Annotated in this window: 16 protein-coding genes; 7 read left to right on the top strand and 9 right to left on the bottom strand. The window is 72.0% G+C overall.

The features are described from left to right. Positions 1-38: 38 nt before the first annotated feature. From B6R96_RS06685 to B6R96_RS06675, 3 genes are all read right to left on the bottom strand, one after another. A complete protein-coding gene (locus B6R96_RS06685) occupies positions 39-1,010 on the bottom strand; it encodes an acyl-ACP desaturase (RefSeq protein WP_030385200.1) in 972 nt (323 codons plus the stop codon). Positions 1,011-1,296: 286 nt separating this feature from the next. After that, entirely contained in the window at positions 1,297-2,937 is a 1,641-nt protein-coding gene (locus B6R96_RS06680) for an ABC-F family ATP-binding cassette domain-containing protein (RefSeq protein WP_203351599.1), read from the bottom strand. 198 nt (positions 2,938-3,135) lie between these two features. After that, complete coding sequence (locus tag B6R96_RS06675) at positions 3,136-3,552, bottom strand: SsgA family sporulation/cell division regulator (protein WP_081521946.1); 417 nt, start codon at positions 3,550-3,552, stop codon at positions 3,136-3,138. Positions 3,553-4,064: 512 nt separating this feature from the next. Between B6R96_RS06675 and B6R96_RS06670 the strand changes: the two genes are divergently transcribed. Further along, complete coding sequence (locus B6R96_RS06670; protein WP_384682224.1) at positions 4,065-5,186, top strand: WD40/YVTN/BNR-like repeat-containing protein; 1,122 nt, start codon at positions 4,065-4,067, stop codon at positions 5,184-5,186. Here the strand turns inward: B6R96_RS06670 and B6R96_RS06665 are convergent, their stop codons facing one another. Together B6R96_RS06665 and B6R96_RS06660 are read right to left on the bottom strand one after the other, a co-directional pair. Continuing rightward, a complete protein-coding gene (locus B6R96_RS06665; protein WP_051779074.1) occupies positions 5,187-5,690 on the bottom strand; it encodes a GNAT family N-acetyltransferase in 504 nt (167 codons plus the stop codon). An 81-nt stretch (positions 5,691-5,771) separates the two neighbouring features. Continuing rightward, a complete protein-coding gene (locus tag B6R96_RS06660) occupies positions 5,772-6,071 on the bottom strand; it encodes a YciI family protein (protein ID WP_030385194.1) in 300 nt (99 codons plus the stop codon). 26 nt (positions 6,072-6,097) lie between these two features. On the opposite strand from B6R96_RS06660, the gene B6R96_RS06655 reads away from it, so the two are divergent. Beyond that, positions 6,098-6,775, top strand: coding sequence for an endonuclease V (locus B6R96_RS06655; protein ID WP_053701429.1), 678 nt, complete (start codon positions 6,098-6,100; stop codon positions 6,773-6,775). 9 nt (positions 6,776-6,784) lie between these two features. Here the strand turns inward: B6R96_RS06655 and B6R96_RS06650 are convergent, their stop codons facing one another. Beyond that, positions 6,785-7,984 carry a saccharopine dehydrogenase family protein gene (locus B6R96_RS06650; protein WP_081521944.1) on the bottom strand — a complete coding sequence of 400 codons (1,200 nt, stop codon included), beginning with the start codon at positions 7,982-7,984 and terminating at the stop codon, positions 6,785-6,787. A 193-nt stretch (positions 7,985-8,177) separates the two neighbouring features. Then, positions 8,178-9,812, bottom strand: coding sequence for a PKD domain-containing protein (locus B6R96_RS06645; RefSeq protein WP_159396294.1), 1,635 nt, complete (start codon positions 9,810-9,812; stop codon positions 8,178-8,180). Between the two features lie 316 nt (positions 9,813-10,128). Between B6R96_RS06645 and B6R96_RS06640 the strand changes: the two genes are divergently transcribed. The 5 genes from B6R96_RS06640 to B6R96_RS06620 all read left to right on the top strand — a co-directional run bounded on the left by B6R96_RS06640 (position 10,129) and on the right by B6R96_RS06620 (position 16,977). Beyond that, entirely contained in the window at positions 10,129-11,286 is a 1,158-nt protein-coding gene (locus tag B6R96_RS06640; protein WP_081521942.1) for a CaiB/BaiF CoA transferase family protein, read from the top strand. Then, entirely contained in the window at positions 11,286-12,311 is a 1,026-nt protein-coding gene (locus B6R96_RS06635) for an LLM class F420-dependent oxidoreductase (protein WP_081521941.1), read from the top strand. The genes B6R96_RS06640 and B6R96_RS06635 overlap by 1 nt, the downstream gene beginning before the upstream one ends. A gap of 9 nt (positions 12,312-12,320) precedes the next feature. Next, on the top strand, positions 12,321-13,463 hold the full coding sequence (locus B6R96_RS06630) for an acyl-CoA dehydrogenase family protein (protein ID WP_081521940.1): 1,143 nt from the start codon (positions 12,321-12,323) through the stop codon (positions 13,461-13,463). Between the two features lie 76 nt (positions 13,464-13,539). Continuing rightward, positions 13,540-14,754, top strand: a complete 1,215-nt coding sequence (locus tag B6R96_RS06625; RefSeq protein WP_030385188.1) for an acetyl-CoA C-acetyltransferase — start codon at positions 13,540-13,542, stop codon at positions 14,752-14,754. A 51-nt stretch (positions 14,755-14,805) separates the two neighbouring features. After that, on the top strand, positions 14,806-16,977 hold the full coding sequence (locus B6R96_RS06620) for a 3-hydroxyacyl-CoA dehydrogenase NAD-binding domain-containing protein (protein ID WP_081521939.1): 2,172 nt from the start codon (positions 14,806-14,808) through the stop codon (positions 16,975-16,977). A 65-nt stretch (positions 16,978-17,042) separates the two neighbouring features. On the opposite strand, the gene B6R96_RS06615 is transcribed toward B6R96_RS06620, so the two are convergent. Both B6R96_RS06615 and B6R96_RS06610 read right to left on the bottom strand, forming a co-directional pair. After that, the gene (locus B6R96_RS06615; protein WP_081521938.1) at positions 17,043-17,660 is read right to left on the bottom strand and encodes a maltokinase N-terminal cap-like domain-containing protein; all 618 of its coding nucleotides are present in this window, start codon (positions 17,658-17,660) and stop codon (positions 17,043-17,045) included. A 96-nt stretch (positions 17,661-17,756) separates the two neighbouring features. Continuing rightward, entirely contained in the window at positions 17,757-18,482 is a 726-nt protein-coding gene (locus tag B6R96_RS06610) for a MerR family transcriptional regulator (protein ID WP_081521937.1), read from the bottom strand. Between the last annotated feature and the right edge of the window lie 34 nt (positions 18,483-18,516).

Below are 18,516 nucleotides of genomic sequence, written 5' to 3'. Positions count from 1 at the left end.
GGCAATCGGCATCACTCGCCCGAGCGAGCGGAAATCGGTCAGCCCTTGCGGGCGGCGAGGCGCGCGGCGCGGGCGGCGAGCTTCTCGTCGAACTTGCGGGCCTCGGAGTCCAGGCCGTTCATGAACAGCCCGAGCTCCTCCTGGGCCTTCTGGCCCTCGGGGCCGAGGCCGTCGATGCTCATGATCTTCAGGAAGCGGATCACCGGGCTCAGCACGTCGTCGTGGTGGATCCGCAGGTTGTAGACCCCGCCGATCGCCATCTGCGCGGCCATCCGCTCGAAACCGGGCATGCCGTGTCCGGGCATCCGGAAGTTGACGACGACGTCCCGCACGGCCTGCATGGTCAGGTCCGGGGCGAGCTCGAAGGCCGCGCCCAGCAGGTTGCGGTAGAAGACCATGTGCAGGTTCTCGTCCTGCGCGATGCGGGCCAGCATCCGGTCGCAGACCGGGTCACCGGACTGGTGGCCGGTGTTGCGGTGCGAGATGCGGGTCGCGAGCTCCTGGAAGGCCACGTACGCCACCGAGTGCAGCATCGAGTGGCGGTTGTCGGACTCGAAGCCCTCCGACATGTGCTGCATGCGGAACGCTTCCAGCTTGTCCGGGTCCACGGCGCGCGAGGCCAGCAGGTAGTCGCGCATCACGATGCCGTGGCGGCCCTCCTCGGCGGTCCAGCGGTGCACCCAGGTGCCCCAGGCGCCGTTGCGGCCGAAGAGCGAGGCGATCTCGTGGTGGTAGCTGGGGAGGTTGTCCTCGGTCAGCAGGTTCACGACCAGCGCGATCTTGCCGATGTCGGTGACCTTGGACTGCTGCGGGTCCCAGGCTTCACCGTCCTCGAAGAAGCCGGGGAAGTTGCGGCCCTCGCTCCACGGGACGTACTCGTGGGGCATCCAGTCCTTGGTGACCTGCAGATGGCGGTTGAGTTCCTTCTCGACCACCTCTTCCAGCGCGTACAGCAGCTTGGCGTCTGTCCACGCCTCCGAGCTGCCGAGGTGGGGAGAGGTGATCGTCACGGGTACTCCTGGGTGCAAAGCGAATTACCTACGGTTCCGTAGCCTACGGAGTCGTAGGTTAAGCGTGACATCAAGGCCAGCCAACCCCCGGGCAGGTGTATGTCTGGTTACATCCAGTTATCTGTGCAGTTTATGGGGGCCCTGAGGGGCAGCTGAGGGGGCAAAATCACGCCGTCAGGTGGTGGAAAAGTTTTACTTTTGACGGCCGGAACGGATTCCGCTTCGCCGCCGCCCGCGGTCGGTGTCCGGTGTCCGGTGTCCGCGGGCGGCGGCTGAGCGGGCTGGCTCACTCGTGCCAGAGCGTCTCGCGGACGGCCTCGGCCGTCGTCGGCCTGAGCTCCCCGTCCAGCAGGAGCCAGCGCGTGATGCCGATCGACTCCAGGAACGGCACGTCGTGGCTCGCCACCACCAGTGCGCCCTCGTAGGACTCCAGCGCCTCGGTCAGCTGCCGCACGCTCGACAGGTCGAGGTTGTTCGTCGGCTCGTCCAGCATGAGCAGCTGTGGAGCGGGCTCCGCCAGCAGCAGGGCCGCCAGTGCCGCCCGGAAGCGTTCGCCGCCCGACAGGGTGGCGGCCGGGCGGTCCGCCCGGCCGCCGCGGAAGAGGAAGTGCGCGAGTCGGGCCCGGATCAGGTTGTTCGTGGCCTGCGGGGCGAACCGCGCCACGTTCTCCACGACCGAACGGCTCTCGTCGAGTACGTCCAGGCGCTGCGGCAGGAACCGTGTGGTCACATGCGTCACCGCCGCCCCGGACACCGGCGCGAGCTGCCCCGCGATCGTGCGCAGCAGCGTGGTCTTGCCCGATCCGTTGCGGCCCACCAGGGCGATCCGCTCCGGACCGTGCAGTTCCCACTCGCCGGGCACCCGGGCCCCGTGGGCCAGGTGCAGATCGCTCAGGGTCAGTACGCGCCGCCCCGGCGGGACCTGGGTGGCGGGCAGCTGGATCCGGATCTCGTCGTCGTCGCGCACCGCCTCCACGGCCTGGTCCAGGCGCTCCTTCGCCTGTGCCAGCTTCTCCGCGTGCATGATCCGGTGCTTGCCCGCCGACTCCTGGGCCGCACGCTTGCGTGCACCCATCACGATCTTCGGCTCGCGCTTGTTGTCGTTCATCTTCTGCCCGTACCGCTTGCGCCGCGCCAACTTGACCTGCGCGTCGGACAGTTCTCGCTTCTGGCGCGCCACGTCGGCCTCCGCGACCCGGACCATCCGCTCGGCCGACTCCTGCTCGGCCGCGAGCATCTCCTCGTAGTCCGTGAAGTTCCCTCCGTACCAGCGGACTTCGCCGTCGCGCAGATCGGCGATCTGATCGACCCGCTCCAGCAGCTCCCGGTCGTGGCTGACCAGGAGCATCACCCCGGACCAGGACTCGACCGCCTCGTACAGGCGGCCCCGGGCCCGCAGGTCCAGGTTGTTGGTGGGCTCGTCCAGCAGCAGGACGTCGGGGCGGGCGAGCAGCAGGGCGGCCAGCCGCAGCAGTACGGACTCGCCGCCGGAGAGCTCTCCGACGGTGCGGTCCAGGCCGATCCGGGCGAGACCGAGCTGGTCGAGCGTGGCCAGGGCCCGTTCCTCCACGTCCCAGTCGTCGCCGACGGCGGTGAAGTTCGCCTCGGTGGCCTCGCCCGCCTCGATGGCGTGGAGGGCGGCGCGGGTGGTGTGGATGCCGAGCGCCTCGTCCACGCGCAGCGCGGTGTCGAGGGTGACGTTCTGCGGGAGGTGGCCGACCGAGCCGGCGACGGCGGACTGGCCCTCGGTCGGGGTCAGTTCGCCGGCGATCAGCTTCAGCAGGGTGGACTTCCCGCAGCCGTTGAGCCCGATCAGGCCGGTTCGGCCGGGGCCGACGGAGAGGTGGAACCCGTCGAAGACGGGGGTGCCGTCGGGCCAGTCGAAGGACAGTGCGGAGCAGGTGATGAAAGCAGGGGCGTTACTCATGGAGGCCTCCAGGTTGCGTGAGTGGTGCGTGCAACGCGGGGAGACAGCCGACGGCTCAGCCGTAGGGGGCGGTGGTCGGTGTCTCGAACCTCAGACGAGCAATGTCCTGCTCCGTTTCGACGGGGATGGGCCGTCTTCGAAGCTACGGGCGGCCGTGGCCGCCCGCAAACCAATTAACTCGGCGGGATCCGGCAGGGCTCAGCAGGTGTCGCGCATCAGCTCGGCCAGGCTGTGGTCCATGTCGAGGTAGAGGTGCTCGAGGCCGGGTGGCACCACGGCCGCGGCCCGTTCCAGGAACCGGTGCAGCTCGGCGGTCAGCATCAGCACGATGGCGACGCCCTCCGCCGCGTGGAACTCGATGGTGGTCCGGTCGGCGTCGTACGGGCGCACGCGTACGTCGCCCCAGCCCGACGGGCGGTCCAGCCCCGATTCCAGCAGCTCGCGCGAGAAGGTCCACGAGACCTCGACGCCCTCCAGCGTGGCCGGGGCGGGGAAGGCCATCCGCACGGCGAACGGATCCGCACGGTCGTAGCAGAGGGTGACGGGCACGGTCTCGACCTTCGGCGCGGTGGCGACCAGACGGGCCTGTGCGGCCTGCTCGATGACAGTGATCAAGGCTCACTCCCTTGCGGCGGATCTGCTGCCGGACAGTGGGGTGGGGCCCGGCAACCCGATAGACGCGGGAATCGGCAAATCCGTGCATGGGCCGTTGCGTGAGCTGTGTCACCGATTGGCTTGAACCACTCTGTGTGATCGCACAGAGTGACGGGGTGGAGGGATGTCTCGGAAGGCGGCCCGCGCGCCGCCGAGGGGCCGGGGTGCCTCGGAGAAGGGCTGATTACCGATCACTCCACAGGCCCAACGAGTCGCATACGGAGCATCAGGGCCGCGGCGACCGGCCCGGTGGAGAGCGTGTCGACGCAGACGGCGGCCGCGGCCACCCCGGCCACGAGCGCGAGACGCCGGCCGGGTTGACGCTGCCGGTGTACCGGAAGGCGCCGCGGGGACTCTCGTCCGCGAGGGCCCGGCCGTCGTGAACAGGGGGCGGGAGGGGCCGGGGAGCTGCCGGGCCGGGGGCCGGAAGGCGCTCTGGACGGTGCCTGCGGGGTGCGTTAGCTTCCGGCGCCATGAGACTTCTGGAACTCGGAATCGGCATGTGCGCGGCAGCCCTCGTCGTGGGGGTGCTCGCCGCCCCCGCCCAGGCCGCCCCCGACCGGGCCGATACGGATCCGGCCCCGGTGGCGCGGGACTTGCGCGGCGCCGGCTGGGCGCTGAAGGACACCGGGGACACCGCGAAGGACGTACGCTTCCGCGGGCTCGCGGCCGTCGACCGGTCCACGGCCTGGGTGGCCGGCTCCAAGGGGACGCTGCTGCGCACCGTGGACGGCGGCCGCAGCTGGCGTAACGTTTCGCCGCCCGGTGCGGTCGTGGAGGGCCTGGAGTTCCGTGACATCGAGGCCTTCGACGCGCGGCGCGCGGTGGCCCTGTCCATCGGGGAGGGCGAGGCCTCCCGGGTGCTGCGCACCGAGGACGGCGGAGCCACCTGGACCGAGACCTTCCGCAATCCGGACCCGCGCGCCTTCTACGACTGCCTCACCTTCTTCGACACCCGCCACGGCCTGGCCATGAGCGATCCGGTGGACGGGAAGTTCCGGATCCTGGCCACGGACGACGGCGGGCGGAGCTGGCGGGTGCTGCCCAACGCGGGCATGCCCGAGGCGCTGCCCGGCGAGGCCGGCTTCGCCGCGAGCGGCCAGTGCCTGGTCAGCTCCGGCCCGCGCGACGTCTGGCTGGCCACCGGCGGCGGGGCGCAGGCCCGGATCCTGCACTCCGCGGACCGTGGCCTGACCTGGCGGGTCGCCGAATCCACCGTCCCGGCGGGCGATCCGGCCCGCGGAGTCTTCGCCCTCGCCTTCCGGGACCGTACGAGGGGACTGGCGGTCGGCGGTGACTACCGCACCGGGCAGGCCTCCCCGCAGGCCGCGGCCCTCTCCGCGGACGGGGGACGCACCTGGCGCCAGGCCGCGACGCCCCCGCCGGCCTACCGCTCGGGCGCGGCCTGGTTCCCGTACACCGCGGGGACGGCCCTCGCGGTGGGACCCACGGGCACGGACGTGACCACGGACGGGGGCCGCAGCTGGCGGTCCCTGGAGACGGGTTCGTTCGACACCGTCGACTGCTCCCCGGACGCGGGCTGCTGGGCGGCGGGGGAGAAGGGACGGGTGGCGCGGCTGGAGAGGCGGCGCTGATCAGTCGGCGGGAGCGGGCGGAGCCGGCGGTCCCGGGGTGGTGAAGAGGTCCATGCCCGGGTAGCGCCCGGCGGTGAAGCCCGCGGCCCGGTAGACGGGTTCGCCGTCGGGGCTGGCGTGCAGCTGGACGTAGTGGATGCCGATGCCGTCGAGCCAGGCGACGAGGGCGTCGACGATCCGCCGGCCGTGGCCCCGCCCGCGGGCGGGGGCGTCGGTGACGATCCCGTCGAGGTAGCCGCGCCGGCCGTCGGTCCACTGCGGGCCGGGCAGGTGGTGGGTGACCCAGGCCATGCCGGTGGCGAGCAGCGGTTCGCCCGGCGCTCCGCCGACGACCAGGCAGTGCACGCCCGGGCGTTCGCCGATGCGGTCGAGGAACCAGGTGCGGGCGACCTGCCGCCAGGCGGCGTCGGCGGGCCCGGGGTCGACCCCGAGGGAGGCGAGGGCGACCGCGCGCAGTCGTATGAGCTCGGGGACATCGGCGGCTTCGGCGGGGCGGGGCAGCATGGACACTCCGGCAGGCAGGCAGGCAGGCAGGCAGGCAGGCAGGCAGGCAGGGGGCGGACGGGGGACGACGCGGCGCTGTCGCTACACCACCGGGTTCTCCCGCACCGTCGACAGGTCGGCGGAGGTCTTCGTGGCGATGAACTCGGTGACGGTGTAGGCGCAGACGCCCGCCACCGTGAAGGGGTCCTCGGCCGCGATCCGCTCGATCTCGGCCCGGGACACCCCGCCGGCCAGGATCACGCCCCCGTCGCGCGGGACCTTGCGGCCCGAGGCGAGGAACACACCGGCGGCGTAGTAACCGTCCAGCCAGGCGATGTGGGCGTCCATGTGCTCTTCGACGGCTTCGACGGGGACGGTGTAGGTGAGCTCCATGACGAACATGATCACCAGGCTACTCTCGCTCCATCATGACGAGTGTGAAGACCCCCGCCGACGAGGCCGAGGCCCGGGCGATACAGGACGAACTACGCCATCAGGTCGTGCTCACCGAGCCCGGTCCGCCACCCGGCCACGGCCTCGTCACGGGAGTGGACGTCGCCTACGACGATGCGCGCGACCTGGTCGCCGCCGCGGCCGTGGTGCTCGACGCCGCGACCCTGGAGGTCGTCGAGGAGGCCACCGCCGTCGGGCACGTCAGCTTCCCTTACGTGCCCGGACTGCTCGCCTTCCGCGAGCTGCCGACCGTACTGGCCGCCCTCGACTCCCTGAAGTCCGCGCCCGGACTCGTCGTCTGCGACGGCTACGGCCTCGCCCACCCGCGCGGCTTCGGTCTCGCCTGCCACCTCGGTGTGGTCACCGGGCTCCCGGCGATCGGCGTCGCGAAGAACCCGTTCACCTTCACCCACGAGGAACCGGGCGCCCGGCGGGGCGACGCCGCCGCCCTGCTCGCGGCCGACGGGGCCGAGGTCGGGCGGGCGCTGCGCACGCAGGACGGGATCAAGCCGGTGTACGTCTCCGTCGGGCACCGGGTCTCGCTGGAGAACGCCTGCGCCCACGCCCTGGCCCTGAGCCCGCGCTTCCGGATCCCCGAGACCACCCGCCACGCCGATTCCCTGTGCCGCAGGGCGCTGCGGGAGGCCTCCTGACGCCGGCCGTCAGCGGGCGTCGGCCACCCGGAAGGTGATCCCCGCCTTCTGGAGGCGGGCGGTGAGGGCGTCGCCCATCGCCACGGCCGTCGTCAACTGTCCGGACACCGCCGGCAGGGCGTCGTGGGCCAGGCAGAGCGCCGACTCGGCGAGCATCTTGGCCGTTTCCCCGTAGCCCGGGTCGCCGCCCGACACCTCGGTGAGCACGCGCCGGCCGCCGCCCTCGCCCACGAACCGCGCCGTGAACCAGCTGCGCGCGCGGCGTTCCGCGTCCGGCCCCTGCCCCGGCTCCCAGCGGTCCATCAGCCACCGCCGGGCCGGCGGCACCTGGGCCAGGGCCACCGTCGCGCCCAGCACCGCCGTACCGCCCACCGCGACGGGCAGGTGCTTGACGGAGGCGTAGTGGCGGTAGCGGAAGTCGGGGCCGTACCGCTCCAGCGCGGCCGCCGACCGGGCCACGATCCGCGGGTCCAGCGTGGGCAGCGGCATCGCCCAGGTGCCGGTCTCCCGGCTGAACCGCGGTACCCCGACCGGCCCGCGGGCCCGCCGGCCCAGCAGCCGGGGCTCGTGCAGCCGGCGGGCGCGCGCCGCGGCCGCCGTCTGGGGCCCGCGGCTCAGCGCGGTCAGCGCGGAGGCCAGGGTGCCGCCGGAAAAGAGGGCGTTGGAGCGGATGAACCCGTCGACCGTCAGCGGGACGCCCTGCGGCAGCTGCCGGACCGTGAAGTACGCCCCGAGGTCGGCCGGGATCGAGTCGAAGCCGCAGGCGTGCACGATGCGCGCCCCGGTCTCGCGGGCCCGCGCGTCGTGCTCGACGTACATGCGGTCCACGAACTCCGGCTCGCCGGTGAGGTCCACGTAGTCCGTGCCCGCCTCGGCGCAGGCGGCCACGAGCTCGGCGCCGTACCAGACGTACGGGCCCACCGTCGTGGCCAGCACCCGGGTGGAGGCGGCCAGCTCGCGCACGGCCGCCGGGTCCTGGGCGTCGGCCCGCAGCAGCGGCAGCTCCGCGCAGGCCGGATCGATCAAGGACAGCCGCTCGCGCAGCCGCTCCAGCTTCGCCGTGTCCCGGCCCGCGAGGGCCCAGCGGCAGCCGGCGGGCGCGTGCGCGGCCAGGTACTCGGCGGTGAGCGCGCCCACGAATCCGGTGGCGCCGAAGAGTACGACGTCGTAGGCGCGTTCGGGCCGGTCGTGCGGGACAGTTGCGTTCATGAGCGCTCCTCCCAGGGGGTTCCGGTGGCCGAGGCTAGCGTGATCCTCGACCGTCAGTACGACCGGGTGCGATGCGGTGCGGTGCGGCGCCATGACGGGAACAGCGCCCCGGGACCGGCCCGGAGGCCGGTCCCGGGGCGCTGCCGGGATCCGCTGGCGCACCCCCGCTCGCCGGCGGGGGTGCGAGGGGGTGCTAGCCCTTCTGGTAGAGGCCGAAGACGTCGACGATGAGGTCGATGTCCTCCCAGCCCCGGTTCCAGAAGTCGATGATGCCGTGGTCCCCGCTGCTCGCCTGCACCAGGTTCGGGACGACGTCGCCCTTCGTCCAGTTCAGGTTGGAGGAGTTCGGGGGCGTCGGCCAGAAGGCCGACTCGTTGATGTAGTCGTCCCACGAGTTCGGGTCCGGGGTGACCGTGAGGTACCCGTTGCCCTGCGTGTTGGCCACGGTGGAGTTCATGACCCAGCCCGTGACGCTCGGGTCGGCGTCCGAGATCGGCAGGGGGACGTAGGTCTCGCCCCACACCGTCCCGTAGAACGGGTCCTCGGGCTCGCGGGTGTCGAAGACGCGCTCCGGCGAGAGCGGCAGGAAGGCGCTGTCACTGCCCTCGCTGTAGTAGCCGACGACGTCGACGACGACGTCGGTCGGGGCCCAGGCGCCGTTGAACGCACTGATCTTTCCGTCGGCGGAGACGGGCACGATCACCGAGTTGGCGATGGTCTGGTTGGCGTTGAAGTTCAGGTTCGACGTGGCCGGGAGGGCACCGCCGCTCGGGTAGACGGTCAGGTGACCGGCACCCTGCGGGTTGGTGATCGTCACGTTGAGCGCCACGGCGCTGATGCCCTGGGGCACTCCGCGCAGTCCGCTGATCTGGGTGCTGAAGGCCGACTGGGCGGCGAGCTTGCGCTTGGTGGTGCCGAGGCCCTCGCGGGTGTCGACGAAGCGGGTCGGCTCGACCGGGGTGTAGCCGGAGGAGGCCGTGTGGGTGAAGTAGCCGGTGACGTCGGCGATCAGGTCGACCGACTTCCAGCTGCCGTTGTAGAGCTCCACGTAGCCGCTCTTGCCGACCGGCACGATGACCATGTTCGGCACGGTCTGGCCGGCCTTGAAGTTGACGTTCGAGGTGAAGGGACGCTCGACGCCCTCGGGGAACGCCGTGATGAAGCCGCTGTCGAGGGCGTTGGTGACGGTGATGTTGAGCGCCACCGCGGTCACCCCGGCGGGGATCTTGCCGTTGCCGCCGACCTTCACCCGGGTCGACTTGCCCGCGCCGACCTTGCCCTGCGTCACGCCGGTCCCGAAGCGGGTGTCCAGCAGACGGGTCGGGGTGTACGGGGTGAAGTCGGAGCCCGGCGTGACGACCGCGAGCTCGTTGACGGCCGAGAGGCTGTTCGCGGTGTCCTTCACGGTGACCTTGACCGTGTAGGCGCCGACCTCGGCGTAGGTGTGCTTGTTGGTCAGCACCCCGGCGCCGGAGGCGTTGACCACGTCGGTCTTGCCGTCGCCCCAGGCGATGGTGACCTCGAGCGGGGTGCTGATGCTCGTGAGGGTGGACTTCAGCTCGATGCCGTGGGCCGTCAGGCCGTAGCCGCTCAGACCGACCGCGAGGTCCGGGTTGTCGGCGGCGGCGGCCTGCGCCTGCGGGGCGCCGGCCTTACCGGTCCTGGCGGACGGCAGCGCCGTGCGCACCGTACGGTCGGCGGGGCTGGTGAAGGTGTGGCCCTTGGCCTGGGACGCGGCGGCCTTGCCGAGGTCCACGTCGGGAGTCGCCGCACGGCGGGCGTCGGGCTTGGCCGGATCGGCCTGGGCCACGCCCGGGATGAGACCCACGCCTGCCGCGATGGCGGCGACGGAAACTACGAGTCGGCGGTTGCGCACCGGCCCCCCATTTTCTGGTTGAACGCTTGATCAGCTTCGAAAGCGTGTTCAGAGTACAGAGCAGCGCGGCGGCCCATCAGGGGGGTGGTCCCAGGTCTCGGTCCGGTCTCGGCCGGGTCGGACGCGCCGGGGCCCGGCGATCCGCGCGGAGCCCGCACGGGGGCTTGTGTTCGGTGGAACGCATTCCTAGCATCACTGGTGTTACATCAGTTGTGTCACACAGCCGCACACCACGCACACCATGCACACCAGAGCCGCTGGGGGCCCGATGGCAGTGACAGGGAACGGGAACCGGGAGGCGAGCGGGCCCGGCCCGCTCGCCGGAGTGCGCGTCGTCGAACTGGCGGGCATCGGCCCCGGACCGTTCGCCGCCATGCTCCTCGCCGACCTGGGCGCGGACGTCGTACGGGTGGACCGGCCCGGCGGTGGCGGACTCGCCGTCGATCCGGCCTATGACATCACCAACCGCAGCAAGCGCTCCGTCCTGGTCGACCTGAAGTCCGCCGACGGGCCCGCCCGCGTCCTCGACCTGGTCGAGCGGGCCGACGTACTCCTCGAGGGCTTCCGCCCCGGCGTCGCCGAGCGGCTCGGGGTCGGACCGGCCGAGTGCCACGCCCGCAACCCGAAGCTCGTCTACGGGCGGATGACCGGCTGGGGCCAGGAGGGCCCGCTCGCCGAGACCGCCGGGCACGACATCGCGTACATCGCGGTCACCGGGGCCCTCGGCATGATCGGCAATCCGGGAGAGCCGCCGGCCGTCCCCGCCAATCTGGTCGGGGACTACGCGGGCGGCTCGCTCTACCTCGTGATCGGGGTCCTCGCCGCGCTCCACCACGCCCGCGCCACCGGCACCGGCCAGGTCGTCGACGCGGCCATCGTGGACGGCACCGCCCATCTCACCGCCATGATCCACGGGATGATGGCGGCGGGCGGCTGGCAGGACCGCCGCGGGGCCAACCTCCTCGACGGCGGCTGCCCGTTCTACGGCACCTACGAGACCTCCGACGGCCAGTACATGGCCGTCGGCGCGCTGGAGCAGCAGTTCTACGACACCTTCGTGGAGCTCCTCGGGATCAAGGACCGGGCTCCGGCCCGCAAGGACCTCGCCCGCTGGGGCGAGTTGCGCGAGGCCGTCGCCGCGCGCTTCAAGACCCGTACGCGGGCGCAGTGGACGGCTGTCTTCGAGGGCAGCGACGCCTGCGTGGCGCCCGTCCTCTCGCTGCGCGAGGCCCCGGACCACCCGCACCTCGCCGCCCGCGGGACCTTCACCGACTTCGGCGGGATCGTCCAGCCCGCGCCCGCGCCGCGGTTCTCGGCGACGCCGGGCGCCGTCACGGGGGGCCCGGCGCAGCCCGGAGCGCACGCCGCGTCGGTCGCCGCCGACTGGGACGTACCGGCCCTGCTCGGGAAGGAGGAGGAGAACTGATGGAACTGTCCATGATGCTCGACTACGCGGGGGACCCGCGCCGGGCCGCGGACCAGGCCGCGGCGCTGGAGTCCGCCGGGCTCGACGCCGTATGGGTGGCCGAGGCCTGGGGCTTCGACTCACCGACGATCATGGGCTATCTCGCCGCCCGCACCGAGCGCCTGAAGATCGGCTCGGCCATCCTCAACGTCTACTCGCGCACCCCCGGCCTCATCGCCCAGACCGCCGCCGGCCTGGACGCGCTGTCCGGCGGCCGGGCGCTGCTCGGCCTCGGCGCCTCCGGCCCGCAGGTCGTCGAGGGCTGGCACGGGATGCCGTACGACAAGCCGCTCGGCCGGACCCGCGAGACGGTCGAGCTGTGCCGGCGCATCTGGCGCCGCGAGACGATCGACCACCACGGCATCACCGACATGCCGCTGCCCCCGGAGCGGGGCAGCGGGCTCGGCAAGCCGCTCAAGATCCTCACCCGGCCGGTGCGCCCCGCGGTTCCCGTCTACATCGCCTCGCTCGGCCCGGCCAACGTGCGGATGACCGCCGAGATCGCGGACGGCTGGCTGCCCACCCTCTTCATCCCGGAGAAGGCCGCCGCGGTGTGGGGCGGCCCGCTCGCCGAGGGGACGGCCAGGCGGTCGCCGGAGCTCGGCCCGCTCCGGACCGTCGCGGGCGGACTGCTCGCCATCGGCGACGACGCGGCCGCCGCACGGGACCTCGCGCGCCCGCAGATCGCCCTGTACGTCGGCGGGATGGGCGCGGTCGGCAAGAACTTCTACAACGACCTCGCCGTCGCCTACGGCTACGGGGAAGAGGCCCGCCGGATCCAGGAGCTCTACCTCTCCGGGCGCAAACGCGACGCCGCGGCCGCCGTCCCGGACGAGTTCTGCGAGCTGATGACGCTCTGCGGGCCCGAGGGCTACGTACGCGAGCGCATCGAGGCCTTCCGCGAGGCGGGCGTCACCATGCTCAACGTCACGCCGGTCGGCCCCGACCCGGCCCGTCTGATCGAAACCGTCAAGAACTGGCTCTAGGGGGCCCCGATGCAACGCCGCATCTTCGACGCCGACCACGAGGCGTTCCGCGAGACCGTACGCACCTTCCTCGCCAAGGAGGTGCTGCCGCACTACGAGCAGTGGGAGAAGGACGGCATCGTCAGCCGCGATGCCTGGCGGGCCGCGGGCCGCCAGGGGCTGCTCGGCCTCGCCGTCCCGGAGGAGTACGGCGGCGGCGGGAACACCGACTTCCGCTACGCCGCCGTGATCGCCGAGGAGTTCACCCGGGCGGGCGCCCCGGGGCTGGCCATCGGCCTCCACAACGACATCATCGGGCCCTACCTGACCTCGCTCGCCACCGAGGAGCAGAAGCGCCGCTGGCTGCCCGGCTTCTGCTCCGGGCAGACCATCACCGCCATCGCGATGACCGAGCCGGGCGCGGGCTCCGACCTCCAGGGGATCCGGACCACCGCCGAGGACCGCGGCGACCACTGGGTGCTCAACGGGTCCAAGACCTTCATCTCCAACGGGATCCTCGCCGACCTGGTGATCGTGGTGGCCAAGACCACCCCCGAGGGCGGGGCGCACGGCCTGTCGCTGCTGGTCGTCGAGCGCGGCGCGGAGGGCTTCGAGCGCGGCCGCAACCTCGACAAGATCGGCCAGAAGTCCCAGGACACCGCCGAGCTGTTCTTCAACGACGTACGCGTCCCCAAGGAGAACCTGCTCGGCGAGCTCAACGGCGCCTTCCTGCACCTGATGACCAATCTCGCGCAGGAGCGCATGGGCATCGCGATGGCCGGCATCGCCGCCGCCGAGCACCTGCTGGAGATCACCACCCAGTACGTGAAGGAGCGCGAGGCCTTCGGCCGTCCGCTGGCCAAGCTCCAGCACATCCGCTTCGAGATCGCGGAGATGGCCACCGAGGTCGCCGTCACCCGGACCTTCCTCGACCGGTGCATCACCGACCACGCCAACGGCGAACTGGACCACGTGCACGCCTCGATGGCCAAGTGGTGGGCGACCGAGCTGCAGAAGCGTGTCGCGGACCGCTGCCTCCAGCTGCACGGCGGCTACGGCTACATGAGCGAGTACCCGGTCGCACGGGCCTTCACCGACGGGCGCATCCAGACCATCTACGGCGGCACGACCGAGATCATGAAAGAGATCATCGGCCGGTCCCTGCTCGGCTGAACCTCCTCTTCCGCCGGGCTCCGTCTTCCACTGAGCCCCTTCTTCCTCCCCCTGGAACCTCCGAAAGGCTTGACCAGTGAGCACCGAAGCTTACGTATACGACGCGATCCGCACCCCGCGCGGCCGCGGCAAGGCCAACGGCGCCCTGCACGGCACCAAGCCCATCGACCTGGTCGTCGGACTCATCGACGCCCTGCGCGAGCGCAACCCCGGCCTGGACCCCGCCACCATCGACGACATCGTGCTCGGCGTCGTCGGCCCGGTCGGCGACCAGGGCTCCGACATCGCCCGTATCGCGGCCATCGCCGCCGGGCTCCCGGACACCGTGGCCGGCGTACAGGAGAACCGCTTCTGCGCCTCGGGCCTGGAGGCCGTCAACATGGCGGCCGCGAAGGTCCGTTCCGGCTGGGAGGACCTCGTCCTCGCGGGTGGCGTGGAGTCCATGTCCCGGGTCCCGATGGCCTCCGACGGCGGCGCCTGGTTCGCCGACCCGATGACCAACTGGGACACCGGCTTCGTCCCGCAGGGCATCGGCGCCGACCTGATCGCCACCATCGAGGGCTTCTCCCGGCGCGACGTGGACGAGTACGCCGCCCTGTCGCAGGAGCGCGCCGCCGCGGCCATCAAGGACGGCCGTTTCGCGAAGTCCGTGGTCCCGGTCACCGACCGCAACGGCCTGATCGTCCTGGACCACGACGAGTTCGTCCGCCCCGGCACGACCGCCGACACCCTCGCCAAGCTGAAGCCCTCCTTCGCCGACATCGGCGAGCTCGGCGGGTTCGACGCGGTGGCGCTGCAGAAGTACCACTGGGTCGAGAAGATCGACCACGTCCACCACGCGGGCAACTCCTCGGGCATCGTCGACGGCGCCTCGCTCGTCGCCATCGGCTCCCGCGAGGCGGGCGAGCGCGGCGGGCTGACCCCGCGCGCCCGGATCGTCTCGGCGGCCGTCTCCGGCTCCGAGCCCACCATCATGCTCACCGGCCCCGCCCCGGCCACCCGCAAGGCCCTCGCCAAGGCCGGGCTGACCATCGACGACATCGACCTGGTCGAGATCAACGAGGCCTTCGCGGGCGTCGTCCTGCGCTTCGTCAAGGACATGGGCCTGTCCCTCGACAAGGTCAACGTCAACGGCGGCGCCATCGCGCTCGGCCACCCGCTCGGCGCCACCGGCGCGATGATCCTCGGCACGATCGTCGACGAGCTGGAACGCCAGGACAAGCGCTACGGGCTCGTCACCCTCTGCGTCGGCGGCGGCATGGGCGTCGCCACCATCGTCGAACGCCTCTGATCCGCCCTGTTCCCCCTGCCCACCGGACCTTCCGAAACGAAAGCAGTGACCATGAGCGAGTCCACCACGATCCGCTGGGAACAGGACGAGACCGGCGTCGTCACCCTGATCCTCGACGACCCCAACCAGTCCGCCAACACGATGAACCAGGCCTTCAAGGACTCCATCGCGGCCGTCGCCGACCGCGCCGAGGCCGAGAAGGACTCCATCCGCGGCATCATCTTCACCTCCGCCAAGAAGACCTTCTTCGCGGGCGGCGACCTCAAGGACATGATCCGGCTCCGCCCGGCGGACGCGCAGATCGCCTTCGACACCGGCACCGAGATCAAGCGCTCGCTGCGCCGGATCGAGACCCTCGGCAAGCCCGTCGTCGCCGCGATCAACGGCGCCGCCCTCGGCGGGGGTTACGAGATCTGCCTCGCCTCCCACCACCGCGTCGCCCTCGACGCGCCCGGCTCCAAGATCGGCCTGCCCGAGGTCACCCTGGGCCTCCTCCCCGCCGGTGGCGGTGTCACCCGTACCGTGCGCCTGATGGGCATCGCCGACGCGCTGCTCAAGGTGCTGCTCCAGGGCACCCAGTACACCCCGCAGCGCGCCCTGGACAACGGCCTCGTCCACGAACTGGCCGCCACGCCCGAGGAGATGCTGGCCAAGGCCCGCGCCTTCATCGACGCCAACCCGGAGTCGAAGCAGCCCTGGGACGTCCCCGGCTACCGCATCCCGGGCGGCACGCCGTCGAACCCGAAGTTCGCCGCGAACCTCCCGGCCTTCCCGGCCAACCTGAAGAAGCAGCTGAACGGGGCCCCGTACCCGGCGCCGCGCAACATCCTGGCCTGCGCCGTCGAGGGCTCCCAGGTGGACTTCGAGACCGCGCTGACCATCGAGGCCCGCTACTTCACCGAGCTGGTCACCGGACAGACCGCCAAGAACATGATCCAGGCGTTCTTCTTCGACCTCCAGGCCGTCAACGCGGGCCGCAGCCGCCCGCAGGGCATCGCACCCCGCACGGTCCGCAAGGTCGCCGTCCTCGGCGCCGGGATGATGGGCGCCGGCATCGCGTACTCCTGCGCCCGCGCGGGCATCGAGGTGGTGCTGAAGGACGTCACGCCCGAGGCCGCCGCGAAGGGCAAGGCGTACTCGGAGAAGCTGCTCGACAAGGCGCTCTCCCGCGGCCGGACCACCGAGGCCAAGCGCGCCGAACTGCTCGCCCGGATCACCCCGACCGCCGAGGCCGCCGACCTCGCGGGCTGCGACGCCGTCATCGAGGCCGTCTTCGAGGACACCGCCCTCAAGCACAAGGTGTTCCAGGAGATCCAGGACGTCATCGAGCCCGACGCGCTGCTCTGCTCCAACACCTCCACGCTGCCCATCACGGGCCTCGCGGAAGGCGTCTCGCGGCCGGCCGACTTCATCGGGCTGCACTTCTTCTCGCCCGTGGACAAGATGCCGCTGGTGGAGATCATCAAGGGGGAGCAGACGGGGGACGAGGCCATCGCCCGTGCCTTCGACCTGGTCCGCCGGATCAACAAGACGCCGATCGTGGTCAACGACTCGCGCGGCTTCTTCACCTCGCGCGTCATCGGCCAGTTCATCAACGAGGGCGTGGCGATGGTCGGCGAGGGCGTCGAACCCGCGTCGATCGAGCAGGCCGCGGCGCAGGCCGGATACCCGGCCAAGGTGCTCTCCCTGATGGACGAGCTGACCCTGACCCTGCCCCGCAAGATCCGCAACGAGACCCGCAAGGCCTTCGAGGCCGAGGGCAGGGCGTGGACCGAGCACCCCGCCGACGCGGTCATCGACCGCATGGTGGACGAGTTCGGGCGCCCCGGGCGCAGCGGCGGAGCCGGCTTCTACGCGTACGACGAAGCCGGCAAGCGCGCCGGCATCTGGCCGGGCCTGCGCGAGCACTTCGCCAAGCCGGGGTACGAGATCCCGTTCGAGGACATGAAGGAGCGGATGCTCTTCTCCGAGGCCCTGGACACCGTCCGCTGCCTCGACGAGGGCGTCCTCACCTCGATCGCCGACGCCAACATCGGCTCCATCATGGGCATCGGCTTCCCGGCCTGGACCGGCGGCGTGATCCAGTACATCAACGGCTACGAGGGCGGCCTCGCCGGCTTCGTCGCCCGCGCCCGCGAACTCGCCGAGAAGTACGGCGAGCGCTTCACCCCGCCGGCCTCGCTCGTCGCGAAGGCGGAGCGCGGCGAGACGTACGCCGACTGAGCGCACGGCGGCGTACCGCGGGTCCCGGGGGCGGCTGCCGCCCCGGGACCCGCGGTCCGGCGGGGTCAGCGCGCGGCGAGGGACGCGAAGACGCCCCGGTGCGCGGTTCCGTCCGGGCCGGTCCAGCCCGCGGTGACCTCGCCGAGGGAGCCGGTCGCCGGGGCCGCGTTCCCGAGCACGCGTGTCACGGTGAGCGCGTCGGCGTCGGCGCCGGCGCGGGCGTCGGCGTCGGCGTCGGCGACGGCCGGATCCGGTCCGTCGTACCGAGCGGTGACGGTGGGATCCGGGGTGTCGCTCAGGCTCTGCGCCTGCGGCACGGCGCGGCCATGGAACAGCGCGAGCAGCTGCGCCGCCAGCACCGGGTCGTGCGGCCCGTCGTACACCCAGCGGCGTCCGAGGACGCCGTGCTCGGTGGTGCCCACCAGGGCCGCCTCGGCGCCCGCCAGCGGCGCGCCGCGGTAGGTGAGCGGTACGTGGTACGCCGTCGGCTCCTCGCCGGAGGTATCGGTGACCACCATGAACTCGATGCCCACCTCGCCCTCGGGGTCGTCGAGCCGGAAACCGCCCGCGCGGGCCAGGGCCGGCGGCCGTCCGGTGGGCAGGTACCAGGGCTGCGCCGGCAGCCACGCGGCAAGCAGCTCCAGCTTGCCGGGGCTCATCGTGGTCTTGTGGATGATCGCCATGACGGCGAACCTACCCGGTGGGGCGCCCTGTTGGGCGACCCGGTGGGGCCGCGGGGCGTCACGCCTCCGGGGTGAACCGGTGGGGCCGCGGGGCCGTCACGCCTCCGGCGCGAACGCCGCCTTCAGCTCCTCCTTCAGCGACCGCTGGAAGGCCGTCACCAGCGCCTGCACCACCATCGGCTGCATGTGCGCCGACAGCGCCTTCATCGACTCCACCCGCTCCGGATCGCTCTCGCCCTGCGTGAAGGGCCCCCACACCTCGTCCCGGAACAACGCCGTCAGCTCGTGGGCCGCCGAGCGGGTGTGCTCCATCAGCACCCTGCGTGCCGCCAGGATCGTCTCGTGGGCGATCGGCACGTCGAGCAGCGCGACGCCCAGCCGCAGCAGCCCCACGTCCACCCGGAACCCGTCCCCCGAGACGGCGAGCACGTTCATTGCCGTCAGCCGCCGGACATCGGTGTCCGACAGGCTCCGTCCCGCCCGCTTCTCCAGCTCCTCCCGCGTCACCTCCTGGGCCGCGTCGGGAGCCCAACTGGCCACCATCGCCCGGTGGATGGCCAGGTCGTGGGCGCTCAGATCGTCGGGCAGCGCGTCCAGGTAGCGCTCGATGGCGGACAGGGTCATGCCCTGGTGCTGGAGCTCCTCGATCAGCGCCAGCCGGGACAGGTGCTCCGGCCCGTAGTGCCCCACCCGACGAGGGCCGATCACGGGAGGGGGCAAAAGCCCGCGGGTGCTGTAGAAACGAACGGTGCGCACGGTGACGCCCGCCCTGGCCGCCAGCTCGTCGACGGTGAGCATCGGCTCGGGTGCCTGGTCGGCCATCGTCTGCGCCTCGCTCTCTGCTCCACAGCTTGGG

The sequence above is a fragment of the Streptomyces sp. Sge12 genome, assembly GCF_002080455.1.
Lineage (GTDB): Bacteria > Actinomycetota > Actinomycetes > Streptomycetales > Streptomycetaceae > Streptomyces.
This window is presented reverse-complemented; position numbering and strand designations above follow the sequence as displayed.